This is a genomic window from Streptomyces sp. CA-179760 (assembly GCF_050937045.1).
Classification (GTDB): Bacteria; Actinomycetota; Actinomycetes; order Streptomycetales; family Streptomycetaceae; genus Streptomyces.
The window spans coordinates 2,518,234-2,531,148 of the sequence record NZ_JBNJLZ010000001.1 but is presented as its reverse complement, the minus strand read 5'-3'; the positions used below and the strand labels follow the sequence as shown (position 1 = coordinate 2,531,148).

At 72.6% G+C, this 12,915-nt stretch carries 13 protein-coding genes and 1 pseudogene; 10 read left to right on the top strand and 4 right to left on the bottom strand.

What is annotated here, in order from left to right:
* The first annotated feature begins 2 nt into the window (after window positions 1–2).
* The 10 genes from ACQEV8_RS11320 (at window position 3) to lgt (ending at window position 8,315) form a co-directional block, all read left to right on the top strand.
* Entirely contained in the window at window positions 3–1,484 is a 1,482-nt protein-coding gene (locus ACQEV8_RS11320) for an anthranilate synthase component I (protein ID WP_432959459.1), read from the top strand.
* A gap of 41 nt (window positions 1,485–1,525) precedes the next feature.
* Window positions 1,526–2,167 carry a TIGR02234 family membrane protein gene (locus ACQEV8_RS11315; protein ID WP_432959458.1) on the top strand — a complete coding sequence of 214 codons (642 nt, stop codon included), beginning with the start codon at window positions 1,526–1,528 and terminating at the stop codon, window positions 2,165–2,167.
* 119 nt (window positions 2,168–2,286) lie between these two features.
* The gene (locus ACQEV8_RS11310; RefSeq protein WP_432959456.1) at window positions 2,287–2,538 is read left to right on the top strand and encodes an HGxxPAAW family protein; all 252 of its coding nucleotides are present in this window, start codon (window positions 2,287–2,289) and stop codon (window positions 2,536–2,538) included.
* Between the two features lie 82 nt (window positions 2,539–2,620).
* On the top strand, window positions 2,621–3,055 hold the full coding sequence (locus ACQEV8_RS11305) for a DUF2752 domain-containing protein (protein ID WP_432959454.1): 435 nt from the start codon (window positions 2,621–2,623) through the stop codon (window positions 3,053–3,055).
* A gap of 138 nt (window positions 3,056–3,193) precedes the next feature.
* Window positions 3,194–4,003: an indole-3-glycerol phosphate synthase TrpC gene (trpC, locus tag ACQEV8_RS11300; protein ID WP_086601770.1), complete on the top strand. Its 810-nt coding sequence runs from the start codon at window positions 3,194–3,196 to the stop codon at window positions 4,001–4,003.
* 21 nt (window positions 4,004–4,024) lie between these two features.
* Window positions 4,025–4,192 carry a tryptophan biosynthesis modulator TrpM gene (trpM, locus tag ACQEV8_RS11295; RefSeq protein WP_432959452.1) on the top strand — a complete coding sequence of 56 codons (168 nt, stop codon included), beginning with the start codon at window positions 4,025–4,027 and terminating at the stop codon, window positions 4,190–4,192.
* Between the two features lie 108 nt (window positions 4,193–4,300).
* Window positions 4,301–5,587, top strand: coding sequence for a tryptophan synthase subunit beta (gene trpB, locus ACQEV8_RS11290; protein WP_432959450.1), 1,287 nt, complete (start codon window positions 4,301–4,303; stop codon window positions 5,585–5,587).
* The gene (trpA, locus tag ACQEV8_RS11285; protein ID WP_432959449.1) at window positions 5,584–6,402 is read left to right on the top strand and encodes a tryptophan synthase subunit alpha; all 819 of its coding nucleotides are present in this window, start codon (window positions 5,584–5,586) and stop codon (window positions 6,400–6,402) included. The genes trpB and trpA overlap by 4 nt, the downstream gene beginning before the upstream one ends.
* An 86-nt stretch (window positions 6,403–6,488) precedes the next feature.
* Window positions 6,489–7,265, top strand: coding sequence for a DsbA family protein (locus tag ACQEV8_RS11280; RefSeq protein WP_432959448.1), 777 nt, complete (start codon window positions 6,489–6,491; stop codon window positions 7,263–7,265).
* A gap of 84 nt (window positions 7,266–7,349) precedes the next feature.
* Complete coding sequence (gene lgt / locus ACQEV8_RS11275) at window positions 7,350–8,315, top strand: prolipoprotein diacylglyceryl transferase (RefSeq protein ID WP_432959447.1); 966 nt, start codon at window positions 7,350–7,352, stop codon at window positions 8,313–8,315.
* A gap of 65 nt (window positions 8,316–8,380) precedes the next feature.
* On the opposite strand, the pseudogene ACQEV8_RS11270 reads toward lgt, so the two are convergent.
* The 4 genes and pseudogenes from ACQEV8_RS11270 to ACQEV8_RS11255 form a co-directional block, all read right to left on the bottom strand.
* Window positions 8,381–9,204, bottom strand: a pseudogene (locus tag ACQEV8_RS11270) (HpcH/HpaI aldolase/citrate lyase family protein).
* On the bottom strand, window positions 9,201–10,394 hold the full coding sequence (locus ACQEV8_RS11265) for a CaiB/BaiF CoA transferase family protein (protein WP_432959446.1): 1,194 nt from the start codon (window positions 10,392–10,394) through the stop codon (window positions 9,201–9,203). Before ACQEV8_RS11265 ends, ACQEV8_RS11270 begins: the two are co-directional and overlap by 4 nt.
* The gene (locus ACQEV8_RS11260) at window positions 10,391–11,755 is read right to left on the bottom strand and encodes an ADP-ribosylglycohydrolase family protein (RefSeq protein ID WP_432959445.1); all 1,365 of its coding nucleotides are present in this window, start codon (window positions 11,753–11,755) and stop codon (window positions 10,391–10,393) included. Before ACQEV8_RS11260 ends, ACQEV8_RS11265 begins: the two co-directional genes overlap by 4 nt.
* A complete protein-coding gene (locus ACQEV8_RS11255) occupies window positions 11,743–12,912 on the bottom strand; it encodes an ADP-ribosylglycohydrolase family protein (protein ID WP_432959444.1) in 1,170 nt (389 codons plus the stop codon). The genes ACQEV8_RS11260 and ACQEV8_RS11255 overlap by 13 nt, the downstream gene beginning before the upstream one ends.
* Window positions 12,913–12,915: the final 3 nt, after the last annotated feature.

Sequence of the window (12,915 nt, the reverse complement as noted above, 5' to 3'; positions counted from 1 at the left end):
CCATGGACCTCGAGACGTTCCGCAAGCTCGCCACCGACCGGCGGGTCATCCCCGTCACCCGCAAGCTCCTCGCCGACGGCGACACCCCGGTCGCGCTGTACCGCAAGCTCGCCGCCGAGCGCCCCGGCACCTTCCTGCTGGAGTCCGCCGAGAACGGCCGCTCCTGGTCCCGGTACTCCTTCGTCGGAGTCCGCAGCGCCGGCGCCCTGACCACGCGTGACGGGCAGGCGCACTGGCTCGGCACCCCGCCCGTCGGCGTCCCCACCGACGGCGACCCGCTCGCCGCCCTGCGCGCGACCATCGAGGCCCTGCACACCCCGCACCAGGAGGGCATGCCGCCCTTCACCGGCGGCATGGTCGGCTACCTCGGCTACGACATCGTCCGCCGCCTGGAGAAGATCGGCCCCGGCGAGCGCGACGACCTGCAGCTGCCCGAGCTGACCATGCTCCTCACCAGCGACCTCGCCGTCATGGACCACTGGGAGGGCTCGGTCCTGCTGATCGCCAACGCGATCAACCACAACGACCTCGACACCGGTGTCGACGAGGCTCACGCGGACGCGATCGCCCGCCTCGACGCCATGGAGGCGGACCTCACGCGCGCGGTGGCCCAGCCCCCCGCCGTCCTGCCGCCCTCCGAAGTCCCCGAGTACTCCGCGCTCTGGGGCGGCCCCGATTTCCAGGAGGCCGTCGAGGACATCAAGGAGCGCATCCGGGCCGGTGAGGCCTTCCAGGTCGTCCCCTCCCAGCGCTTCGAGACGCCGTGCACGGCGAGCGCGCTGGACGTCTACCGGGTCCTGCGGGCCACCAACCCGTCGCCCTACATGTACCTGTTCCGCTTCGACGGGTTCGACGTCGTCGGCTCGTCCCCCGAGGCCCTGGTCAAGGTCGAGGACGGGCGGGCCATGGTCCACCCCATCGCCGGCACCCGCTGGCGCGGCGCCACCCCGCAGGAGGACCAGGCCCTCGCCGACGAACTCCTCGCCGACCCCAAGGAGCGCGCCGAGCACCTCATGCTCGTCGACCTGGGCCGCAACGACCTGGGGCGGGTCTGCGAGCCCGGCTCGGTCGAGGTCGTCGACTTCATGTCCGTCGAGCGGTACTCGCACGTCATGCACATCGTCTCGACGGTGACGGGCCGCGTCGCCCCGGGCCGCACGGCCTTCGACGTCCTCACCGCCTGCTTCCCGGCCGGCACCCTCTCCGGTGCCCCGAAGCCCCGCGCCATGCAGATCATCGACGAACTCGAACCGTCCCGGCGCGGGCTGTACGGCGGCTGCGTCGGCTATCTCGACTTCGCGGGCGACTCCGACACCGCGATCGCCATCCGCACGGCCCTGCTGCGCGACGGCACCGCCTACGTCCAGGCCGGCGCGGGCATCGTCGCCGACTCCGACCCGGTCGCCGAGGACACCGAGTGCCGCAACAAGGCGGCGGCGGTCCTGCGGGCCGTCCACACGGCGAACCGGCTGGGAAAGGCCTGAGATGCACCCCGGGTGACGGTTCGCCCGGGGTTCAGGCGATAGTGGGGTACGTGACTGCCGTACCGCACCCACGTTCCCAAGCCTCCGGATCCGCCCGGGCCGGCCGCCTGAGCCTCGCCGTCGCACTGCTGTGCGGCGCACTCGGCGCGGCCGTGGCGCTGCTCGCCACCCGGCAGAGCTGGTCGGAGGGCACCGCGACGGTGGCCGGTGGCGCCTTCCCCCTGACCGCCACGGGCAGCGACGTCACGGGCGTCCCCGCGGCGCTCGCCATAGTGGGCCTCGCCGCGCTTGTCGCCGTCTTCGCCGTCCGCCGGAGCGGCCGCGTCGTCGTGGCCGCCCTGCTGGCGCTCTCCGGCGCGGGCACCGTCGCCGCCGCCATCCTCGGCGCCTCCGACAGCTCCGCACTCGACGAGAAGGCCGCCGAGGTCTCCGGCGACACCTCCGCCTCCGTGGCGGCCCTCAGCCACACCGCCTGGCCCTACGTCGCGGCCGTCGGCGGCGTCCTGCTCCTGCTGGCCGGACTGCTCGCCCTGCGCTATGGCCGGCTGTGGCCCGCGATGTCCGGCCGCTACGAGCGGGACGGCACGCCCCGGCCGCGCCGCAAGGCCCCCGCCGTCGACCCCGACCGGCCCGAGGACCTGTGGAAGGCACTCGACCGGGGCGAGGACCCGACCGGGGCGTAAGCCGCACGGGCAGGGCACGGAAGCGGAGGGACCACCCCCGCTCACCGGACACGCGTCCGTGCGGGACAATGGGCGCGAGCGTCCTGCTCAGACACGCACACAGCAACGAGGAGCAAGCAATGGCGGGCAGCAGCCACGGTCACACCCCGGCCGCCTGGACCGGTGTCACGATCGCCTTCATCGGTTTCTGCGTCGCGGGCGCGTTCATGGTGTTGGACCAGCCGCTGGGCTTCTGGGCGGGCATGGTGGTCGTGCTGCTCGGCGGTGTCGTCGGCGCGGCCATGCGGGCGATGGGCATGGGCCAGCCCAAGGACCTGCACCAGCCGCACGAGATGACAGGCGACCGCGAGCCGGCGCGCGCCCAGGGCTGATCCCAGGAACACCGCGTTTGTCGCGTGAGGGGCGGCCGGCACTCGGGTGCCGGGACCGCCCCTCACGCGTGTGCGGGGCACAATGCGTACCGTGAACACCGACAGCCGAAGGGTGACGCGCGGCGTCCCGAGCCGCCTGGCCGCTCCCGCTGGGGTGCTCGCGGCCGTCGCCGCCGCCTTCGCCTACGTGGGCACGGTGGACCCCAACGAACCCGGCCACTACCCTGTCTGCCCGCTGCTGCGTTACACCGGCCTGTACTGCCCCGGCTGCGGCGGACTGCGCAGCGCGCACGCCTTCGTCCACGGAGACCTCGCGGCGGCGCTCCAGGACAACGCCCTCGCCGTCCTCGGCTATCTGGGCTTCGCCGTACTGTGGACCGTATGGGTGGTCCAAGCGGTCCGAGGACGCCCGCTGCGGATCGATCCCCGGCCGGCGCAGGTGTGGAGCCTCGGCGCGTTGCTGCTGGTCTTCACGGTTGTCCGGAACCTGCCCTTCGGTGGCTGGCTCCACCCTTGATCACGGGCAGACGTCCAGGTACTGGGACCGGCGTCAACCGGATGTGAGGCCTACGCCCCGCTGCGGATACCATCGCAGTGACCATCGGTTTTCGATCGGTCGCTGGAACTGTCAAGAGTCTGGAAGGGGGCCGCTCGCGTGAGTGTGCTCGACGAGATCATCGACGGAGTCCGTGCCGACCTCGCGGAGCGGCAGGCGCGCGTCAGCCTCGACGAGCTCAAGGAGCGCGCGGCGAAGGCTCCCGCGGCCAAGGACGGCGCGGCGGCCCTGCGCGGCGACGGTGTCAAGGTCATCTGCGAGGTCAAGCGCTCCAGCCCGTCCAAGGGCGCGCTGGCCGCGATCGCCGACCCGGCCGGGCTCGCCGCGGACTACGAGGCGGGCGGCGCGGCCGTCATCTCGGTCCTCACGGAGCAGCGGCGCTTCGGCGGCTCGCTCGCCGACCTCGAAGCGGTCCGCGCCCGTGTCGACATCCCGGTCCTGCGCAAGGACTTCGTCGTCACGTCGTACCAGCTCTGGGAGGCCCGGGCCTACGGCGCCGACGTCGTCCTGCTGATCGTCGCGGCCCTCGACCAGCCCGCCCTGGAGTCCCTCATCGAGCGCGCCGAGTCCATCGGTCTCACCCCGCTCGTCGAGGTGCACGACGAGGACGAGGTCGAGCGGGCGGTCGACGCGGGTGCCCGCGTGATCGGCGTCAACGCGCGCAACCTCAAGACCCTCGAGGTCGACCGCGGCACCTTCGAGCGCGTGGCCCCCGAGATCCCCGACCACATCATCAAGATCGCCGAGTCCGGCGTCCGCGGCCCGCACGACCTCATCGCCTACGCCAACGCCGGCGCCGACGCGGTCCTGGTCGGCGAGTCCCTCGTCACCGGCAAGGACCCCAAGACGGCGGTCTCCGACCTGGTGGCAGCGGGCGAACACCCCGCACTCCGGCACGGCCGGGGCTGATCTCCCGCTAGGCTTGCCCCGATGACTCTCACCATGACGGCCGTGGACCGGTACGCCCGCCTCGCGCGCGGCTGCCGCCCCCGCGGCTGCCGCGCCCCGGCCCGCCGGGTCCACGGCCGCCGGGTCCGGTATGTCATCGGTGACGAGCCGGGCCAGGTCAACGGCATGCGATGGCAGCGCGCCCCTTAGGGGCGCGGGGAACTGCGCGAGCGACCACACAACGCCCGCAGTCAACAGACGATCCCCGCCCCCACGGCGATTAGTGCATTCCACACACACTCACCGTGAGGTATTCGCATGCCCAGCCAGTTCTTCATCCCCGACCCCGAGGGTCAAACCCCCAGCCCCGAAGGCTACTTCGGGGCGTTCGGCGGCAAGTTCATCCCCGAGGCCCTCGTCGCCGCAGTCGACGAGGTGGCCGTCGAGTACGACAAGGCCAAGCACGACCCCGAGTTCGCCACGGAACTCGACGACCTCCTGGTCAACTACACCGGCCGCCCCTCGGCCCTCACCGAGGTCCCCCGCTTCGCCGAGCACGCCGGCGGCGCCCGGATCTTCCTGAAGCGGGAAGACCTCAACCACACCGGCTCCCACAAGATCAACAACGTGCTCGGCCAGGCCCTGCTCACCAAGCGCATGGGCAAGACCCGCGTCATCGCCGAGACGGGCGCCGGCCAGCACGGCGTCGCCACGGCCACCGCCTGCGCGCTCTTCGGCCTCGAGTGCACGATCTACATGGGCGAGATCGACACCCAGCGCCAGGCCCTCAACGTCGCCCGCATGCGCATGCTCGGCGCCGAGGTCATCGCCGTGAAGTCCGGCAGCCGCACGCTGAAGGACGCCATCAACGAGGCCTTCCGCGACTGGGTCGCCAACGTCGACCACACGCACTACCTCTTCGGTACGGTCGCCGGCCCGCACCCCTTCCCGGCCATGGTCCGCGACTTCCACCGGGTCATCGGCGTCGAGACCCGGCGCCAGCTCCTGGAGCGCGCCGGGCGCCTCCCCGACGCGGCCGTCGCCTGCGTCGGCGGCGGCTCCAACGCCATCGGCCTCTTCCACGCCTTCATCCCGGACACGGACGTACGCCTCATCGGCTGCGAGCCGGCGGGCCACGGCGTCGAGACCGGCGAGCACGCGGCCACCCTGACCGCCGGCGAGCCCGGCATCCTGCACGGCTCCCGCTCCTACGTCCTCCAGGACGAGGAGGGCCAGATCACCGAGCCGTACTCGATCTCGGCCGGTCTGGACTACCCGGGCATCGGCCCCGAGCACTCCTACCTCAAGGACTCCGGCCGCGGCGAGTACCGCGCGGTCACGGACGACGCGGCCATGCAGGCCCTGCGCCTGCTGTCCCGCACCGAGGGCATCATCCCGGCCATCGAGAGCGCCCACGCGCTGGCCGGCGCCCTCCAGGTCGGCAAGGAGCTGGGCAAGGACGGGCTGATCGTGGTCAACCTGTCCGGCCGCGGCGACAAGGACATGGACACCGCCGCCCGCTACTTCGGCCTGTACGACACCGACGCCGAGGTCGCCGCCGACGCGGACACCGACACCGCCGAGATCGAGGGGGATGCCAAGTGAGCGGCAACATCGAGCTGTTGAGCGACGCTCTCGCCGCGGCCAAGTCCGAGGGGCGCTCGGCGCTCATCGCCTACCTCCCGGCCGGGTTCCCGACCGTGGACGGCGGCATCGAGGCGATCAAGGCCGTCATCGACGGCGGCGCCGATGTCGTCGAGGTGGGCCTGCCGCACAGCGACCCCGTCCTCGACGGCCCCGTCATCCAGACCGCCGACGACATCGCGCTGCGCGGCGGCGTGAAGATCGCCGACGTGATGCGCACCGTCCGCGAGGCCCACCGGGCCACCGGCAAGCCCATCCTGGTCATGACGTACTGGAACCCCATCGACCGCTACGGCGTCGAGCGCTTCACCGCAGAGCTCGCCGAGGCGGGCGGCGCCGGGTGCATCCTGCCCGACCTGCCCGTGCAGGAGTCGGCGCTGTGGAGGGAGCACGCGGAGAAGCACGGGCTCGCCACGGTCTTCGTCGTCGCCCCCAGCAGCAAGGACGAGCGGCTCGCGGACATCACCGCCGCGGGCAGCGGCTTCGTCTACGCCGCCTCCCTCATGGGCGTCACCGGCACCCGCGCGACCGTCAGCTCGCAGGCCGAGAACCTGGTGGAACGCACCCGCGCCACCGGAACCGGCCTGCCGGTCTGTGTGGGGCTCGGCGTCTCCAACGCCACCCAGGCCGCCGAGGTCGCCCGCTTCGCCGACGGCGTGATCGTGGGCTCGGCGTTCGTCAAGGCCATGCTGGACGCGCCGGACGACGCGGCCGGTGTCGAGGCCGTCCGCGCGCTCGCCGGCGACCTCGCGAAGGGCGTGCGCCGACAGGCGTAAGAAACCGGGAAGTCATATCGGTCCCTCGTACGGGTGGACCTGGGGCTGGGGAGGCGCGGTGCGCCTCCCCGGTTCGTTTCCGGGGTGTGAGCGAGAAGAACCGTGAGGGAAAGCGCACCGCCCGGGAGAAGCTGGCGGTCGAGCGCGAGAAGCAGAAGTCCGCGGACAAGCGCCGGCGCGCGTTGATCGTGGGCGGGGCAGTCGTCGCCGTCCTGGGTCTCGCGGCGGTGATCGGAGTCGTCGCCGCCAACGCCGGCAAGGAGGACGACAGCGAGGCGTCGGGCCCGGTCGTGGCTCCCTCGGGAGCCCAGGGCAAGGACAGCCTCGCCATCCCGGTCGGCAAGGACAGCGCCAAGTCCACGCTCACGGTGTGGGAGGACTTCCGCTGCCCGGCCTGTCAGTCCTTCGAGACGAGGTACCGGCCGGTGATCCACGAGCTGACGAAGGCCGGCGAGCTGAAGGTGGAGTACCACCTGGTCACCCTCATCGACGGCAACATGGGCGGCACGGGCTCCCGCAACGCGGCCAACGCCGCGGCCTGCGCCCAGGATGCCGGAAAGTACCCCGCGTACCACGACGTGCTCTTCGACGACCAGCCCCCCGAGGTCGAGGACGCCTACGCCGACAACGACAAGCTGATCGAGCTGGCCGGCAAGGTCGACGGCCTGGACACTCCGGCTTTCCGCAAGTGTGTGCAGGACGGCACGCACAACGGCTGGGTCGCCAAGTCCCACCAGGCCTTCAACAAGGGCGGCTTCTCGGGCACGCCGACCGTGCTGTTCAAGGGCGAGAACATCTACCAGGACCGGGCGATGACCCCGGCGAAGCTGAAGCAGATGGTGCTGGAGGCGAACAAGGGCTGAAGGCTTTTCTCACGCCCCTGTTATGGACCCGTAGCCGGGCTGCCTGCCGTGGGCCCGGTGCGGCAGGGTAGCGTCGACCTTGCCATGGAACTTGCCTTCATTCCCAGCCCGTCACGCGGGGTGCTGTACCTCGGCCCCATTCCGCTGCGCGGCTACGCGTTCTGCATCATCATCGGCGTCTTCGTTGCCGTCTGGCTCGGCAACAAGCGCTGGATCGCCCGCGGTGGGCGGGCCGGCACAGTGGCCGACATCGCGGTCTGGGCCGTGCCCTTCGGCCTGGTCGGCGGCCGGCTCTACCACGTGATCACGGACTACGAGCTGTACTTCAGCGAGGGCCGTGACTGGGTGGACGCCTTCAAGATCTGGGAGGGCGGTCTCGGCATCTGGGGCGCGATCGCGCTGGGTGCGCTGGGCGCGTGGATCGGCTGCCGCCGCCGGGGCATCCCGATGCCGGCCTACGCCGACGCCGTCGCCCCGGGCATCGCCCTCGCCCAGGCCATCGGCCGCTGGGGCAACTGGTTCAACCAGGAGCTGTACGGCAAGCCGACCGACCTGCCGTGGGCCCTGGAGATCACCTCCTCGTCGGACGGGCGGGTGCCGGGCACCTACCACCCGACGTTCCTGTACGAGTCGCTGTGGTGCATCGGCGTCGCGGTCCTGGTCATCTGGGCCGACCGCCGCTTCCGGCTCGGACACGGGCGGGCGTTCGCGCTGTACGTCGCCGCGTACTGCGCGGGGCGCGGGTGGATCGAGTACATGCGCGTCGACGACGCCCACCACATCCTGGGCCTCCGGCTGAACGTGTGGACCGCGATCTTCGTGTTCCTGCTCGCGGTCGCCTACCTGGTGGTCTCGTCGAAGAAGAGCCCCGGCCGGGAAGAGGTCGTGGAGCCCGGTGCGGAGGCCTCCGGCGGTGAAGCCGACGGTGGCGAGAAGGCCAAGGCCTCTGACACCGACAAGGCCGCTGACGCCGACAAGGACGACGAAGCAGAGGACAAGGCCGAGGACGACGAGGCCAAGGACGGGGCCGGGTCGGCGAAGAAGACCTGACCGTCTGCCGTAGACGTACATGCGACCGAGGGCGCCCGGAGATCTCCGGGCGCCCTCGGTGTGTCTCAGCGGCGGCGGGCCAGGGACAGGGTGCGCTGGGCCGCCGTCACCACCGCCGCGTCGACGAAGCAGCCGTCCGGGAGAGCCTGGGCGCCCTGCCGCGTCGCCGCCGCCTTGAGGATCGTCTCCGCGTGTTCGAGCTCCGCCTCGGTGGGCAGATAGGCACGTTCGATGACCGGCAGCTGACGGGGGTGGATCGCGGCGCGGCCCAGGAAGCCCAGGGCGCGGCCGTGGGCGCAGGAGGCGGCGAGGCCCGCCAGGTCGCGGACGTCCGGGTGGACCGACTGCGCAGGCGGGGGCAGACCTGCCGCCCGGGCTGCCACGATCACCCGGGAGCGGGACCAGTCGAGACCCGCGTCGTCCCGTACGCCCAGGTCGGCCCGCAGGTCGGCCTCCCCGAGCGCGATGCCCCGCAGGGACGGATGGGCGCCGGCGACGGCGTATGCCTGTTCCACCCCGAGGGCTGACTCCAGAAGGGCGTACAGGGGCAGCCCCGGGGGACGGCGCGTTCGGCGATCCGGACGACCTCGGCGGGTGAGGTGATCTTGGGGAGGCGCAGGGCGCAGAGGCCGGGAGCGCGGGACACGGCCGCGATGTCCGGCGCGGCCCAAGGGGTGTCCAGGGCGTTGACGCGGACGTGGACCGGGATCGCCGGCAGGTCGCCGAGCAGGTCGGCGGTGGCGGCGCGGGCGTAGGCCTTGCGGTCCGGGGCGACCGCGTCCTCCAGGTCGACGACGACGATGTCGGCGCCGGAGGCGAGGGCCTTCGCCACCACCTGCGGGCGGTCGCCCGGGGCGTACAGCCAGGTGAGTGGGTACGCCGCCGTCACAGGGCGCCCTCCGCGCGCAGCGCCGTGAGGTCGGCCGGGGCGAGGCCCAGCTCGGTCAGGACCTCGTCCGTGTCGGCGCCGTGCGGGCGGCCGGCCCAGCGGATCGCGCCGGGCGTGGCCGAGAGACGGAAGAGGACGTTCTGCATGCGCAGGGGGCCCAGTTCCGGGTCGTCGACCGTGGTGATGGTGTTCAGGGCCTGGTACTGCGGGTCCGCCATCACGTCCCGGACGTCCTGGACCGGGGCCACCGCCGCCTCCGCCTTCTCGAAGGCCGCCAGGACGTCCGCGCGGGTGCGCGCGGCGATCCAGGAGCCGACCGCCTCGTCCAGCAGGTCGGCGTGGCGGGCGCGGTCGGCGCCCGTGGCGAACCACGGTTCGTCGATCAGTTCCGGGCGGCCCACCAGGTGCATCACGCGCTCGGCGACCGACTGGGCCGACGTGGACACGGCGACCCAGGTGCCGTCCGCCGTGCGGTAGACGCCGCGCGGGGCGTTGTTGGGGGAGCGGTTGCCGGTGCGGGGCTGGACGTGGCCGAGCTGGTCGTACCAGAGGGGCTGGGGGCCCAGGGCGGCCAGGATCGGTTCGATCAGGGCCATGTCGACGACCTGGCCCTCGCCGGTGCGCTCGCGTGCCGCCAGCGCCGTCATCACCGCGTACGCCGTCGTCAGGCCCGCGATGGAGTCGGCCAGGCCGAAGGGCGGGAGGGTCGGGGGCGCGTCGGGTTCTCCGGTGATCGCGGCGAAACCGCTCATCGCCTCGGCGAGGGTGCCGAAGCCGGGGCGATGAGCGTAGGGGCCGAACTGGCCGAACGCGGTGACGCGGGCCAGGACCAGGCGGGGGTTGGCGGCCGACAGCTCCGGCCAGCCCAGGTCCCACTTCTCCAGGGTGCCGGGGCGGAAGTTCTCGATGACCACGTCGGCGGTGGCGGCGAGGCGCAGGAGGGTGCTGCGGCCGCCGGGCTTCGACAGGTCCAGGGTGATGGTGCGCTTGTTGCGGCCGAGCGTCTTCCACCACAGGCCGACGCCGTCCTTCGACGGGCCGTGGCCGCGGGAGGGGTCGGGTTTCGCCGGGTGCTCGACCTTGACGACCTCGGCGCCGAAATCGCCGAGCAGGGTGGCGGCGAGCGGGCCGGCGAAGAGGGTGGCGAGGTCGAGGACGCGGAGGCCGGTGAGGGGAGCGGGCGCGGTCATGGGCGGTGAGTCTCCCGGTGCGTGAGGTGGGCGAGGGCGTCGAAACCGATGCCGTTGAAGTCGCCGATGGACGTGGACAGCCGGTTCTTCAGGGGGGTCGTCCACCGGTCGGGAAGCGCGGCGGGGTCCGCGGCCAGCAGGCCGGCGATGCTGCCGGCTGTGGCGCCGTTCGAGTCGGTGTCCCAACCGCCGCTGACCGCACGGCAGACGGAGCCGGAGAAGCCGCCGTCGGCGTGGGTGAGGGCGGCGGCGATCAGGGCGGTGTTGGGGACGGCGTGGACCCAGTGGTACGTCCGGGCGTGGGTGGTGTGGAGTTCGTCGACGACGGTGGCGAAGTCCTCGTGGGTGTGCGCCAGCCGGATCGCGTGGTCGACGGCCCGTGCCAGGCGAGAGCGTGGCGGGACGACGGTGAGGCCGGTGCGGAGGCATGCGTGGACATCGGTGGTTCCGGTGGCCGCCGTCGCGATGGTGGCTGCCGTGAACATCGCCGCGTAGACGCCGTTGGCGGTGTGGGTGAGGGTGGCGTCGCGGTGGGCCCGTTCCGCGGCGGCGGCCGGGTCGCCGGGGTGGGTCCAGCCGTGGACGTCGGCGCGGATCAGGGCGCCGATCCATTCGCGGAACGGGTTGCGGTGGCGGGCGGTGTGCGGGGGTTCCAGGCCGGTGAGGAGGTTGCGGTAGGCGATGCGTTCGGCGGTGAAGGTGCGGCCGGCGGGGAGTGCGTCGAGCCAGGTGCGGGCCACGTCCGTGGTGGTGAAGGTGCTGCCGTGGCGTTGGAGGACGAGGAGGTTGAGGAGGGGGTAGTTGAGGTCGTCGTCCTCGGGCATGCCGTCGATGTTCTCGGCGAGCGAGGTGGTCGCCGAGCGGCGGTTCCAGGGGTGCTTCCGCAGGAGGTCCTCGGGGACGCCTCGGGCTGTGAAGTAGGTGGTGAGGGGCCAGTTGCCGGTGGACTGGGCCAGTTGGCGGATCGCTTCGAAGGGGAGCTTCTCCACCGGCTTGCCCAGGAGGCAGCCGACGGCTCGGCCCAGCCAGGCGGCTTCGAGGCGCTGTGGCGTGGCGGCGGCCCGACTGCCCGCAGGCGGCGGCCAGTTCGCGCAAGCCGACTTGATTCCCTCCAGGTCCGTCGGCTCGTCGTCCGTCAAGGCGCTCGGCAGGTCCGCCAGTTCGTCCAGGAGGTCTTCTGCCAGCTGGCGGAGGTAGCGGGACGCGGGGGTCGGGGACGCGCCTGCCGTGAGGGGGGCCTCGGGGCCGCCTGCCGCTCGCCAGCGGGCCGCGATCGCCTTCGGCTCGCGGCCGTCCTGGGATGCCTGGCGGAGTTCGTGGCCGATCAGGTCCTCCGGCTGGACCCAGGTCAGTCGGAGCATTCCGGGCCTCCGAGGGCGGCGAAGGTCTGTTCGTGGGTGCGGCGGCGGGACACGTCCCGGGCGAAGATCTCGCGGGTGACGGCGGTGAGGGTCGTGGCCGGTTCCCAGAGGTCCAGGCGGCTGGCCTCGGCGACCGTCTTGGACCAGTCCTCGGGGACCGGCGAGCCGAGGGCGCCGGCCATGGCCCCTGCCATCGTGGCGATGGAGTCGCAGTCGCGGCCGTAGTTCACCGCGCCGAGGACCGCGTGGCGGTAGTCGCCCCGCGCCACGAGCAACATGCCCAGCGCTACGGGGAGTTCCTCGATCGCGTGCAGGCGGGAAGGGCGGCGGGCGCCGAGGGAGGGGGACCGGTAGTCGGGGCCGACCGTGTCGTAGGGGGCGACCGCCTCGCGCAGGGGGCGCAGCGCCGACTCGAAGTCCGTGTGCCGGGAGGCCTCCTCGCAGACCCGCTCGATGGCGGCGCGGGTGCCGTCCTTCGCCAGGGAGAGGCACGTCGAGACGACCGAGTCCGGGGTCGCCCCGGGCGCGCACGCCGCCGCGACCGCCGCGGCCAGGACGCCCGCCGCCTCACGGCCGTACGACGACTGGTGCGCGCCCGCGATGTCGAGGGCCTCGGCGTAGGCGGCACGGGGGTCTGCCGCGTTGACCAGGCCGACCGGGGCCATGTACATCGCCGCACCGCAGTTGACGATGTTGCCGGTGCCGGCCTCGCGCGGGTCGGCATGGCCGTAGTGGATCCTCGCCACCAGCCATTTCTCGGCCAGGAAGATCCGTTGGAGAGGGAGGGCGTCGGTCTCCAGTTCCGGGATCCAGCGGGGCTCGGTCATCAGGTCGGGTACCAGGTGGTCGGCGACCGCGTAGGCGTCGAGGTGGTCGCGGACCCGGGCGTAGACACGGACCAGGGCGTGGGTCATCAAGGTGTCGTCGGTGACGTGGCCGTCGCCCTTGTGGTACGGGGCGAGGGGGCGGGCCGTGCGCCAGGCGTCGCCGTGCCAGGGGCCGACGATGCCGTGGACGCGGCCGCCGTGGCGTTCGGCGATCTGCTCGGGGGAGTAACCCTCGACCGGGCCGCCGAGGGCGTCGCCCACGGCGGCTCCTACCAGGGCACCGGTGATCCGGTCGCCCAGCGGGGCGTTTTGGGGTGATTCAGGCTTCATGGC